The following is a 12,822-nucleotide window of genomic DNA, read 5'->3' as shown; positions in this document are numbered from 1 at the left end:
GTACGGGTCGTACCGCCCCGTACCGCCCGGGGTCGCTGAACTCCCCGGGCGGGAACACTAGATTGAGCGGTGCGCATCAGCACAGGCACAGCCGGTCAGGGGGCAAGGGGCAGCACATGGACACCGAGGGCACGTTCGATTCACGCGGTACGCGGCGCGACGCGGTCCCACCCCCCACCCCCCCACACCCTCATCCGGTGCCGCCCGCGAGCCGCCCCGCGGGTCCTCCGCCGATGCCGCCCGCGCCGCCCGCCCCGCCTCCGACGCCTCCCGTCACGGTCCCGGCGGCCGCCGCACGTCCGTCCTTCGTCACCTGGCTGCGCGCCGCCCGCCCCGAGGCGCAGCCGGGCGTCTGGACGTACGGGCACAAGCCGAAGCCCCCGGAGGATCCGGACCGGATCCCGGGGCGGGGACTGCTCAGCGGCGCGTTGATCGCGCTCCTGTGCACATGGCTGTTGTGGTCACTCATCACGAACGGCTATCTCGGCAGGTACTGGCTATGGCCTCTGGAGTTGCTCAACGCGGAGGACTGGTTCAACGCGGACAGCGACCCACAGATGATCAAGCTGATCGCCAATGGGTACGAGACGTTGTGGTTCCTTGGTATCGCGGCCGTCTTCAGCCGCGTCGGCCACTGGGGCGAAGTCTTCCGCCGTTACGTCGCCCCCCTCTTCCGCCGCGCCTGGGACGACCCCGGCACCCAGCCGAGCGGGGCCGCCGCGCCGGCCGCCGTCCATCCTGAGACCGATCCGGCCGAGTGGCCGCATCTGCGGGCGGCCGGGGCGCACAGTGCGGCCGACCGGCTGGCGGCCGAGGCGCGGGCCGGGGCGATGAACGACGTCGATCACGCCCGGATCGAGCGCGCCTGGCAGTCCGTGCGGGCCGGGAGGAACTCGCTCGCCGCCTTCACCGACACCGTGCTGCGCCACGGCGCCGCCGCCCACGGCCACCCTTCCGGGGCCCGCGACCTGCCCGCCCGCACCGCGCAACACGATCTCCTCGCCCACCAGGTCCGCATCGGCACCGCCCCCGAGGACCCCCGCAACCCCTATCACCACCGCGGTGTCGGCCTCGCCCTCGACCCCGATGTGCTCGGGACCTCGCTGCTCGCCGTCGGGCCGCCCGGTGCGGGGAAGACCGGGCGGCTGGTGCGGCCGGTCACGGAGTCGCTGTGTCTCCAGGCGCTCGCCGGGCAGACCGCCGTCGTCGCCGTGGGTCCCGCGGGTGCGGGGCTCGGCGGGGACGAGGCGTTCGACGTGGTCGTGAAGATCGGCCGTCCCGACTCCGCCTACGACTTCGACCTCTACGGCGGCACCACCGACCCCGACGAGGCCGCCGGCATCCTCGCCGAGGCCCTCATCGGCGACATGGCCGCCTCGCTCCCCGGCGGGGACAGTCGCCGGGCCGCCACCGCGCTGGCCCAGCTGCTCGGCCCCTACCGTGCCGCCCACGGCCGTTTCCCCTCCGTGCCCGAGCTGCGCGAGCTGCTCGACGGTTCCAAGACCGCCGTCGGCGGGCTCCGTGACGCGCTCGACGCCGCCGGGGAGCGCGCCCAGGCGCGCGAGCTGGAGGCGCGGGTGCGTCAGTCGGGGGCGCCCGGCGACGCGGGCGCGCTGCTCGCCGACCGGATCGCGCTGCTGGACCGGCCCGCCTTCGCCGACTTCTTCGACACCGCCGGCGACCGCCGCCCGTTCTCGCTGCGCGCCCTCGAACACCCGCTGCGCGTCCGGATCGACCTCCCCGAGCGCGGCCACGCCGAGGCGTCCCGGATGCTGGCGCGGCTGGTGCTGGCGCAGTTCACCGAATGCGCCGTCGGCCGCACCGACCGTTCGCTCTTCGCGTGTCTCGTCCTCGACGACGCCTCGCACACCATCACCCCCGAGGCGCTGCGCGGCATCCAGCGGCTCCGTTCCGCCAACGCCGGTGCCGTGCTCACCCTCCGCACCCTCGACGACGTCCCCGACGCCCTGCGCAGCGCGCTGCTCGGCGCCGTCGGCTGCCGGATGGCCTACGCCGGGGTGACGACCTGGGACGGGGCGCGGTTCGCCGAGGTGTGGGGCACGGAGTGGGTGGAGACACGGGACGTCACCGACCGGCAGATCATCTCGGACGAGCCGTTCACCAAGGTCCTGCACTTCATCCGGAAGGTGGTCACGGGGAAGGCGGTGACCACCCAGTCCGTGACCGTGCGCAAGGTGGAGCGCGAGCGCTGGTCGGCGTCCGAGCTGGCGCACTCCGTCCCCGCCGGGCACGCGGTGCTGTCCGTCACCTCCGTACGGGGCCAGGGCGGGCCCCCCGTCCTGGTGGACCTCCGCCGCTGAGGCTGCTCCCGCTCCCCCCGCGAGAGCCCGCGGCGGTCGGCTCCCGGCGGTCGGCCCCCACCCGGGCCGGCCGCCGTCCCCGCCCCGCGCACGGCACGGTCCCGGTGTTCCACCCCCGTCCGCCCGCCGTACTCCGGACGCGGATTCCACCGATTCCTCCATTGAGGCAGAATCGGCAGTAGCCGTTCATACGGGGCGGTGAAGTCATCGCATTCGCTTCGAAGGTGCCATGCCTCCCACGCTCGCCTCCCTCGTCCACCACACCGCGCTCAAGCTGACCGTCCTCGCGGGTGAGGACCGGCTCGAGACACCCGTGCGCTGGGCCCATGTCAGCGAGCTCGCCGACCCCGTGCCCTATATGGACGGCGGTGAACTGCTGCTCATCACCGCCATGCAGCTCCGGGCCGAGGACCCGGAGGAGATGGGCCGTTATGTGCGGCGGCTGGTGGGCGCGGGCGTCGTCGGGCTCGGCTTCGCGATCGGGGTCAAGTACGACGAGGTGCCGCCCGCCCTGGTGGCCGCGGCCAAGGAGGAGGGGCTGCCACTGCTTGCCGTACCGCGCCGCACCCCCTTCATCGCCATCAGCAAGGCCGTCTCGGCGGCGATAGCCGCGGACCAGTACCGGGCGGTGACCGCCGGGTTCGAGGCCCAGCGCGAGCTGACCCGCGCCGCCATCGGCGCCGAGGGGCCCGCCGCGCTGCTCGCCCGGCTCGCCTCCCACCTCGACGGCTGGGCGGCGCTCTACGACGCCTCCGGCTCCGTGGTCGCCGCCGCGCCCGACTGGGCCGCCCGCCGTGCCGCCCGGCTGACCGCCGACGTCGAGCGGCTGCGCGCCCGGCCCGCCCCCGCCAGCGTCGTGGTCGGCGGGGACGGTGCGGAGTCCGCTTCGGACACGGCCGTCTCGGACCGGGTGGAGCTCCAGACGCTGGGCACCGGGCGCCGTACCCGGGGCGTCCTCGCCGTCGGTACGGGTGCCCCGCTGGGCACCGCCGAGCGCTATGCCGTGCACTCCGCGGTGGCGCTGCTGACCCTGACCACCGAGCGGTCCCGCGCCCTCCAGGAGGCCGAGCAGCGCCTGGGCGCCGCCGTACTGCGGATGCTGCTCGCGGGCGAGCCCGACCATGCGCGGGCGGTGGCCGGGCGGCTGTACGGGAGTCTGCTCGACGCGCCGTTCCGGATGCTCGTCGCCGAGGCCGCGCCCGGTTCGTCCGGCTCCGCCGGTACCGCTTCCTCCGGGGCCAAGGGCACCACCGCGGGCACCGCCTCCTCCGCCGGCGGCACCGCCGCGCCGACCGCCTCCGCGGACGACTCCCCGGCCGAGCACCTCGCCGACACCGGGACCACCCCCACCGCGGGGGAGCCGGCCGCCACCGATCCGCTCGCCACCCTCGGCGACACCATGGAGTCCGCCGCCGCCCGCAGCGGGGAGGCCGTGCTCGTCGTGCCCGACGGCGGACGGATGATCGTGCTGGCCCCCGACGGCGGCGCCGCGGTCGCCGCGTGCGCCGAGCACGCCGGGGCGATCGAGAACCGCCGCGGCACCGCCACCCGCCCCCGCGAGCGCCTGGCCGCCACCGCCCCGGGCGACGACCTGGTCGTCGGGCTGTCCGCCCCCGCGGGCCCCATCGCCGCCGCGACCGCCTACCGCCAGGCGGAGCAGGCGCTGTCGGTGGCCCGCCGCCGCGGCCGGGTGCTGGTCGAGCATGAGCAGGTCGCCGCCGGATCCGTCCTGCCGCTGCTCGCCGACGACGCCGTACGGGCCTTCGCCGACGGCATGCTGCGCGCCCTGCGCGAACACGACGCCACGGGCCGCGGTGATCTCGTCGCCTCCCTGCGCGCCTGGCTCTCCCGCCACGGCCAGTGGGACGCGGCCGCCGCCGACCTCGGCGTCCACCGGCACACCCTGCGCTACCGGATGCGCCGGGTCGAGGAGATCCTCGGCCGGTCCCTGGACGACCCGGACGTCCGGATGGAGCTGTGGCTCGCCCTGAAGGCGACCTCCCCGGCCACCGCCCCCTGATCCACGGGCCCCTGCCCCGCCTCCTACCAGCCATAGCGGAGCGACCCCGCCCCCGACTGCTACGCCTCGGACAAACGCCCGGCGCGCCCCGCGCGCCTACGGTGGGGGCAGAGACATCCGCACCATCACCCCACCACTCCAGAAGGGTCGGGATCCGCCGTGCCAGACACAACCGAAGCTGTCACCCACGCGTTCTGGCTCGCCGGTCGCAAGGCGACGGGCGAGAGCACGCTCGAGGTCACGTCCCCCTGGGACGGCCGTCGCGTCGGCGCGGTGAGCGTTCCCACCGAGGCGCAGATCGAGGAGGCCGTCGCCGCGGCCGACGCCGTCCGGGACGAGTTCGCCGCGACGCCCGCCCACGTCCGAGCCGCCGCGCTGGACCACGTCTCCCGGCGGCTCGCCGAGCGCACCGAGGAGATCGCCCGGCTGATCTCCGACGAGAACGGCAAGCCCATGAAGTGGGCGCGCGGCGAGGTCGGCCGCGCCGTGTCCGTCTTCCGCTTCGCGGCCGAGGAGGCCCGCCGGTTCAACGGCGGGGAGGCCCAGCGGCTGGACACCGACGCCGGCGGCGTCGGCCGTCTGGCGCTGACCCGCCGCTTCCCGCGCGGCACCGTGCTGGGCATCGCGCCGTTCAACTTCCCGCTGAACCTGTGCGCCCACAAGGTCGCCCCGGCCATCGCCGTCGGTGCGCCGATCATCCTCAAGCCCGCGCCCGCGACCCCGCTCTCCGCGATCGTGCTGGGCGAGCTGCTGGCAGAGACCGAGCTCCCGGCGGGGTCCTGGAGCGTGCTGCCGGTGCCCAACGACCAGATGCCCGCACTGGTCCAGGACGAGCGGCTGCCCATCATCTCCTTCACCGGTTCGGAGAAGGTCGGCTACGCCATCAAGGAGTCGGTGCCGCTCAAGCACTGCACGCTGGAGCTCGGCGGCAACGGCGCGGCGGTCGTCCTCGGCGACTACGCCTCCGAGAAGGACCTCGACTGGGCCGCCACCCGTATCGGCACCTTCTCCAACTACCAGGGCGGCCAGTCCTGCATCTCCGTGCAGCGGGTGATCGCGGACGCCTCCGTGTACGAGCGGCTGCTGCCGAAGATCATCGCGGCCGTCGAGGCCCAGGTCACCGGTGACCCGGCCGACGGCGCCACCGATGTCGGCCCGCTGGTCAGCGAGGAGGCCGCGCAGCGCGTCGAGGCATGGGTGGACGAGGCCGTCCAGGCCGGTGCCCAGCTGCTGACCGGCGGCAAGCGCGACGGCGCCAGCTACGCCCCGACGGTGCTGGCGGACGTCCCCGCGGACACCACCCTCGCGTGCGAGGAGGTCTTCGGCCCGGTCCTGACCGTCCAGCGGGCCGAGGGCGAGGAGGCGGCGTACGCGGCCGTCAACGCGTCCAAGTACGGCCTCCAGGCGGGTGTGTTCACCCGTGACGTGCAGACCGCCTTCCGCGCTCACCGCGCGCTGGAGGTCGGCGGCGTGATCGTCGGCGATGTGCCCTCCTACCGCGCCGACCAGATGCCGTACGGCGGTGCCAAGCGGTCCGGTGTGGGCCGCGAGGGCGTGCGCTTCGCGATGGAGGACTACACCTACGAGCGGGTCATGGTCCTCACCGGGCTCGACCTCTAGGCCGGGTGACCCGTGCCGGCCGGATCTCCGCGGATCAGCGGAGATCCGGCCGGCACGGCACGGGCCCGCTCCGGGCTCAGGTGCCCACGTGGACGAACGCGGCCCACCGCGTGGGCTCCGCCGGGTACGCGTCGCGCAGGGCCCTCGCCGCGCCGTGCACCGCGCGGGCGGCCCCCGCGGTCCCGGCCGCGGTGAGCTCCGCATAGCAGGTGTCCGCGGCCCGGGCCGACGCCGTGTCGCCCGGGTCCCACAGTGTCCCGATCACATGCGCGTACCCGGCGAGGTGGAACGCCCCGGTCAGATGGACCGGTTCGGCGCCCGCGGCCCGCTCCGCGCGAGCCGTCACACCTCCCGCCAGATACGCCAGCTGTGCGTCGTCCAGGGGGAGTCCCGCCAGATCGGCGGCGGTCAGCGGGGGCTCCCGGTGGTCGTGGAGCAGCGCCCGCCCGGCCGTCGGCGTGCCGGGCTCGCTCACCGCGGAGCAGGCGAAATGCGCCCAGCGGTGCCGGGGCAGGGTGTCGAGCACCACGTCCCGGCGGGCCCGCGCACCGATCAGCACCCGGGTGGCGGGCAGTCGGCCGGTCACCGCGGCGATCCCCTCCCGGCCGCCCGGCGGACCGGGTGCGTCCGGGGTGGCCGGAACGGCCACCACCAGCGGTTCCTCCGCCCCCGGCGGTTCATCGCCGCCGCCGCGCCGGACCGCGCGGGCGAGCGCGTGGACGGTCGGGGCGTAGGAGGAGACCACCCGGTCCAGTACGGAGTCGGCCGCGCGGCCCGAGGCGTCATGGCGCCCGGCCGCGTGCAGCGGCAGCCCGGTCAGCGGGCCGGTCGGAACCCACCACAGCCGTGGCGGAGCGCCGTCCCGTGACCCCCGGGAGCGGCGGCCGGTGAGCCCCAGCGCGCCGAGCACCGGCTCGGCCACCGCCGTCCACAGCCACGCCAGCGTCTCCCGGACCCGCGCCCGCGCGGCGGTCCGGTCCGCCTCCGCCGCACCGGTGTCCTCCGCCGTGCGGACGGCGGGGAAGAAGTTGTCGGCGCGCCGGACCGCCTCCGCCAGGCTCAGCGCGGGGAGCGGAACGGCCCGTACCGCGCGGTGGGTGACCACCAGCGCGTCACAGCGCAGCTCGCTCAGGTTCACGACCGCCACCGGACCCTGCCCAGCACTGGCGGACAGCAGCTCCGGTACCTCCGGCGCCCGCAGGAACCCCTCGAACCCCGGCTGCTGACGGATCCGCTCGGTCAGTCGCTCCCACTCCGCCGCGAGCGCGTGCCGGTCCTCCCCGCCCGGACCGCACGGCGACGCGCCCGAGCGGTCCGCGACGCTCCCGGCGGAGCCGAGGACGGACTCTTCGGGGCGGTCCAGCGCCGTGCGCAGTTCCTCCAGGCGGTGCGTCAGACCCGGGTGCTCCGTGCGCAGTTCCGGTGGTGCCGCCCCGATGCCGAGACCCTGGCCCAGCAGCACCCCGCGGCCCTGCTCCAGCAGCCGCAGTGCCCGCTCCGGATCACCGAGCCCGATCGCGCAGGCCGCCGCGTCCGACGCCAGGCCAGCGAAACCGTCCGGCCGCGGCTCCCCGGCGGACCGGACCCCGGGACGCGGGGGCGCGGTACGCGGCAGCAGGTCCACGGCGAGTGCGAACGGCTCCAGGGCGCCGGGGAGATCGTCCGCCGCGAGCGCCGAGTGCGCCCAGCTCCGGGCGGCCCGCACCCGCGCGCCCACGGGGGCCGTGGCGTCCAGGGCCAGTTCGCGGTGGACGGCCTCGGCGGCGGCCCGGGCTCCGGGGGTGGTGCGCAGCCCCAGGGCGTGGGCGTGGAGGGTGAGCGCCTGGGCACGCAGCCGGTGACCCGGAGGCGCCGCCGCGGCCGCCGCGCTGGCGGCGTCGACCAGTGCCGCCAGCGCCGCCGTGTCCCGCCGCCGCTCGTGGTCCAGCAACAGCATCCGCGCCAGCACGCTCAGCCGCTCCGGCCGGTCGGGATGGCCGGCCGGGGTGGCCTCCACGGCGCGCCGGGCGGCGTCCACCGCGGCGCGCGGGTCCTCCGGCCGGGCGCCGGTGGCGCACCGCTGGTGCAGGGTGACGGCCAGCCGGCACTGGAGGTGCGCGTACGGCGGCCGGTCCGCGGGGACGGCGTCCAGCGCCTCCCACGCCAGCGCGACCGCCTCGTCCAGCGCCTCCGCCGCCCCCGCGCCGTTCAGCCCCGCCTGCTCGCGCAGCGTCTCGGCGAGCCGGGAGCGGGCGAGGGCCCGCCCCTCGGTGTCGTCGGGTGCCGTGGCCAGTGCCTGACGGCAGATCCCGACGGCCTCGGCGAGCGCCGAGGCGTCCCGCTGGTGCAGGAAGACCCCCAGCAGCCCCGCGGCGAACCCGGACAGCCGCTCCGGGCGGCGCGGATCCTCCGGCGCGGTCGCCGCCAGCGCGGCGCGCGACAGCTCGACGGCCGCCGCCAGATCCTCACCGTCCCCCGAGAGCCGCCAGCGCAGCCGCAGGACGTCGGACAGCCGGGCCCGCACGGCGGGCGCCTCGGGATCGTCCCGGGGGCTCATCGCCAGCGCGTCCGCGAACAGGTCGACCGCGCGGTCCAGATCGCGGCGTTCACCGCTGCGTTCGTAGCGCGCCCGGGTGGCGGCGCCCAGTCCGCCGGCCGCCTCGACCCGCAGCAGGACATCGGCCGAGGAGCGCAGGACGGATTCGAAACCCGCCACCGCGGCCTCCAGGTCCGGCAGGGAACAGCCGCGTTCATACGCGGCGAGCCGGGCGGACGCGTCCCGTAGTACGGCGGCGGGCCCGGCGGGTGCCGAACGCCGCGGGCTCCGGGACCGCTGGGGGGAGCCGCGGCCCGAGTGCACCGCCTGCCGGACCCGGGCACAGTTGTCCAGCGCCTCCTGGGCCCGCTTCCGGGCGGGATGCCCGTCCGGGAACGCCTCCAGGGCGCGTTCGTAGACGTCGACGGCCTCGTCGAGCGCGGGCAGCTGAACGGTGACGATCGCGTACTGGAGCAGTGCGGCGCCCAGGTTGCTCAAGGCGACCGGACGGCGCGGATGGTCCGGGGGAGTGCCGCGCACCGCCGACCGTCCGGCCAGCACGGCCTCGTCGAGCACGGCCGGGTCCGGGTCCTGACAGGCCCGGCGCAGCAGACAGTTGCCGAAGTCGGTCTGCAGGCCCGCGTGTTCGGGGTGGGAGGGCGGTACGACGGACAAGCAGGTGCGGTACAGCGCGATGGCCTCGTCGATCACGGCGAGGTCGCCCGAGCGCCCGAACACCTCCTGGAGGGAGTTGGCGAGCCCGGACAGGTGCCGGGCGTGGTCGGGGTCCTCCCGGGAGGAGACGGCGACCGCGGCCCGTCCGGTCTCGACGGCCTCGGTCAGTGTCGCGGGGGAGCGGTCGCGTTCGTACGTCATGCGCAGCAGGACGCCGAGGGTGGAGAGGGCGAGGGCGTGGCGGTCGGTGCGCGCGGAGCCCCGGTAGGTCTGGACCGCGAGGCGGCCCATGTCCAGGGCGAGTTCCAGCAGTTGGGGATCGCCGGTCCGGGCGTAGGCCAGCCGCAGCCCGTCCGCGGAGGTGAGCGGATCACCGGGGTCGATGGTGACGGCGGGGTGCCCGGGGTCCGTGGGGTCCGTTCCGGATCTCGCGGCGTCGGCGTCGGCGTCGGCGACGTCGGGGGCGGGGTCGGTCGGCGGCCGTCGCGGCGGCTCCTGGCTCGTGGGCGGTTCCCCCGGCTGTCCGGACGGCGGGCGGTCCTCCCCTCCGGTGCGCACGGGGTCGTGGCCGGGGGTCAGCGGGTCGCCCCGCTCCGCTGCCGCCGCCAGCAGCTCACGCGCCTCCTCGTCCCGGCCGAGGGCCCGCAGGGTGCCGGCGAGTCCGCCCAGCGCGTCCGGATCGCCCCCGGTCAGATACGCCCGCTCGAACCAGACGGCCGCCTCGCCGAGGTCACCGCGCTCGTGGAGCGCGCGGCCGAGCCGGTACGCCGCGTCCGGGTCGCCGGTCCCGGCCGCCTCGCGCAGTGGGCGCTCGGCGTCGGCCGGCGGCCGCCGCTCCGGCTCACCGAGCAGCGCGCCCAGCGTCCGCATGGCGTCCGTCGAGCCGTACCGAGCGGCGCGCTCGTACAGGGGCCGCGCCGCGCCGGGGTCGCCGAGCAGCCGGTGGTGCACGCCCGCGACCGTGCACAGCACCTCCGGGTCGTCGGTGTGGGCCGCCCGTGTCAACCACCGCCGCGCTCCCTCGGCGTCTCCGCGCCGGGCCAGCCGCTGTCCGACGTCGGCCTGGGCGCGCGCGTCCTCCTGGCCCGAGCGGCCCGCGGCGGCCCGGTGTGCGGGGCCGTTCTCCTGGGGACCGTCCTGCAGGCCGTACGGGGAGCCGCCGGGGCGTGCCCAGGAGCTGTCCCGGGCCTCCGTCCCGCCGTTCTCCCGCTCCCCGCCCCACGGCGGACGGGACGGGCAGAAAGGCTGATGTCCCCCCATGCGCGGCACCCCCCAGAGCGTGCGGATCTCCCCGGGGTGAGTGTGGCAGGCGGCAGGTCGCACGGGGTGCGAATCGAGCCTGTGCGAGCGGGGTCCTAGGCGAAGCCCCAGGACCCGGACGGCGAGCGGGGCCCGGGACCCGGCCCGGCTTCCGCGGACCCTCAACCGGAGAAGCCGGGGCGGGCCGTCCCGGTGCCCCGGCCGCAGCGTGGCACGGCCCCCTCGCGCCCCGCTCGCGGATCCGCCGAGGATCCCCGCGTCCGCCCGCTTTGCCGGAGTGCCCGGCGGGAGGCACACTGGCAGCGGTACGTGCCGGTAATGTCACGAGATCGTCATTCGCGGCAAGGGAGCACCGATGACCGCATCATCCGTCAGGCCGGTGTCCGAACGTGAAGCGCGCCAGGTGGCCGAGGCCGCCCGCGAACAGGTATGGCACAAGCCGAGCTTCGCCAAGGAGCTGTTCCTCGGCCGCTTCCGACTCGATCTGATCCATCCGCACCCCGCCCCCGCACCGGACGACGTGCGGCGCGGCGAGGCGTTCCTCGCCAAGCTCCGCGAGTTCTGCGAGACGCGGATCGACGCCGCCCGCATCGAGCGCGAGGCACGGATCCCCGACGAGACCATCAACGGTCTCAAGGAGATCGGCGCCCTGGGCATGAAGATCGACACCAAGTACGGGGGCATGGGCCTCACGCAGGTGTACTACAACAAGGCCCTGGCGCTGGTCGGTTCCGTCAGCCCCGCCGTCGGCGCGCTGCTCTCCGCCCACCAGTCCATCGGTGTGCCACAGCCCCTCAAACTGTTCGGCACCCAGGAGCAGAGGGACCTGTTCCTGCCGCGCTGCGCCCGCACCGACATCTCGGCGTTCCTGCTCACCGAACCGGACGTGGGCTCCGACCCGGCCCGGCTCGCCACCACCGCCGTCCCGGACGGCGACGACTACGTCCTCGACGGCGTCAAGCTGTGGACGACCAACGGGGTGGTCGCCGATCTGCTGGTGGTGATGGCCCGGGTGCCGCGGTCCGAGGGGCACAAGGGCGGGATCACCGCCTTCGTCGTCGAGACCGCGTCCGAAGGTGTCACGGTCGAGAACCGCAACGCCTTCATGGGGCTGCGCGGTCTGGAGAACGGGGTGACCCGGCTCCACCGGGTGCGCGTCCCCGCCGTCAACCGGATCGGCCCCGAGGGCGCCGGGCTCAAGATCGCGCTCACCACGCTCAACACCGGCCGGCTCTCGCTGCCCGCGATGTGCGCGGGTGCCGGGAAGTGGTGTCTGAAGATCGCCCGCGAGTGGTCCGCCGCCCGTGAGCAGTGGGGCAAGCCGATCGCCCGCCACGAGGCCGTCGGCGCCAAGATCTCGTTCATCGCGGCGACCACCTTCGCCCTGGAGGCCGTGATCGACCTCGCCTCCCAGATGGCCGACGAGGACCGCAACGACATCCGCATCGAGGCCGCGCTCGCCAAGCTGTACGGCAGTGAGATGTCCTGGCTGATGGCGGACGAACTGGTCCAGATCCGCGGTGGCCGCGGCTTCGAGACGGCCGCCTCGCTCGCCGCCCGCGGCGAACGGGCCGTCCCGACCGAGCAGATGCTCCGCGATCTGCGCATCAACCGGATCTTCGAGGGCTCCACGGAGATCATGCACCTGCTGATCGCCCGCGAGGCGGTCGACGCCCATCTGTCGGTGGCGGGTGACCTCATCGACCCGGACAAGTCCCTGTCCGACAAGGGCAAGGCGGCCGCCAAGGCCGGCGGTTTCTACGCCCGCTGGCTGCCCGGCCTGGTCACCGGCCCCGGCCAGCTGCCCCGCTCCTACGGCGAGTTCCACCCCGAGGGCCACCGGGACCTCTCGCCCCATCTGCGCTACGTGGAGCGTTCGGCGCGCAAGCTGGCGCGCTCCACCTTCTACGCCATGTCGCGCTGGCAGGGCCGGATGGAGACCAAGCAGGGGTTCCTGGGCCGGATCGTCGACATCGGGGCGGAGCTGTTCGCGATGAGCGCGGCCTGTGTGCGGGCCGAGATGCTGCGCAGCCGTGGGGACCACGGCGCGGAGGCGTACCAACTGGCCGACGTCTTCTGCCGGCAGGCCCGGATCCGTGCCGAGGAGCTCTTCGGCCGGCTGTGGACCAACACCGACGAGCTCGACCGCAAGGTGGTCTCCGGGGTGCTCTCCGGCTCGTACACCTGGCTGGAAGAGGGTGTCCTCGACCCCAGTGACGACGGTCCCTGGATCGCCGACGCCACCCCCGGCCCCTCCGCGAAGGACAACGTCCACCGCCCCATCCGCTGACGGTGCGGCCTGAGCCGGGCCCGGGGGGGGGGGGGGGGGGGGGGGGGGGGGGGGGGGGGGGGGGGGGGGGGGGGGGGGGGGGGGGGAGGGGGGGGGGGGGGGGGAGAGGGAGGGGGGGAGA

The 12,822-nt window shown here is 75.6% G+C and carries 5 protein-coding genes; 4 read left to right on the top strand and 1 reads right to left on the bottom strand.

What is annotated here, in order from left to right:
• Positions 1 to 116: 116 nt before the first annotated feature.
• The 3 genes from AC07FT_RS26160 (at position 117) to AC07FT_RS26150 (ending at position 5,961) form a co-directional block, all read left to right on the top strand.
• Complete coding sequence (locus AC07FT_RS26160; RefSeq protein ID WP_479178312.1) at positions 117 to 2,321, top strand: ATP-binding protein; 2,205 nt, start codon at positions 117 to 119, stop codon at positions 2,319 to 2,321.
• Positions 2,322 to 2,550: 229 nt separating this feature from the next.
• Positions 2,551 to 4,341, top strand: a complete 1,791-nt coding sequence (locus AC07FT_RS26155; RefSeq protein WP_479178311.1) for a PucR family transcriptional regulator — start codon at positions 2,551 to 2,553, stop codon at positions 4,339 to 4,341.
• Positions 4,342 to 4,500: 159 nt separating this feature from the next.
• Entirely contained in the window at positions 4,501 to 5,961 is a 1,461-nt protein-coding gene (locus AC07FT_RS26150; RefSeq protein WP_471202089.1) for an aldehyde dehydrogenase family protein, read from the top strand.
• A 76-nt stretch (positions 5,962 to 6,037) separates the two neighbouring features.
• Here the strand turns inward: AC07FT_RS26150 and AC07FT_RS26145 are convergent, their stop codons facing one another.
• Positions 6,038 to 10,411, bottom strand: a complete 4,374-nt coding sequence (locus AC07FT_RS26145) for a CHAT domain-containing protein (RefSeq protein ID WP_479178310.1) — start codon at positions 10,409 to 10,411, stop codon at positions 6,038 to 6,040.
• Between the two features lie 355 nt (positions 10,412 to 10,766).
• Between AC07FT_RS26145 and AC07FT_RS26140 the strand changes: the two genes are divergently transcribed.
• On the top strand, positions 10,767 to 12,701 hold the full coding sequence (locus AC07FT_RS26140) for an acyl-CoA dehydrogenase family protein (protein ID WP_431774727.1): 1,935 nt from the start codon (positions 10,767 to 10,769) through the stop codon (positions 12,699 to 12,701).
• Positions 12,702 to 12,822 lie beyond the last annotated feature (121 nt).

This window comes from Streptomyces sp. NPDC045899 (genome assembly GCF_056431485.1).
Note: the sequence above shows the minus strand (reverse complement) of the source record. Positions and strands in the feature narration are given on the sequence as shown.

What these genes read in the sequence shown, in the direction of transcription:
- AC07FT_RS26160 (WP_479178312.1), top strand. Translation starts at nt 117, where the DNA reads ATGGACACCGAGGGCACGTTCGATTCACGCGGTACGCGGCGCGACGCG.
- AC07FT_RS26155 (WP_479178311.1), top strand. Translation starts at nt 2,551, where the DNA reads ATGCCTCCCACGCTCGCCTCCCTCGTCCACCACACCGCGCTCAAGCTG.
- AC07FT_RS26145 (WP_479178310.1), bottom strand. Translation starts at nt 10,411, where the DNA reads ATGGGGGGACATCAGCCTTTCTGCCCGTCCCGTCCGCCGTGGGGCGGG.
- AC07FT_RS26140 (WP_431774727.1), top strand. Translation starts at nt 10,767, where the DNA reads ATGACCGCATCATCCGTCAGGCCGGTGTCCGAACGTGAAGCGCGCCAG.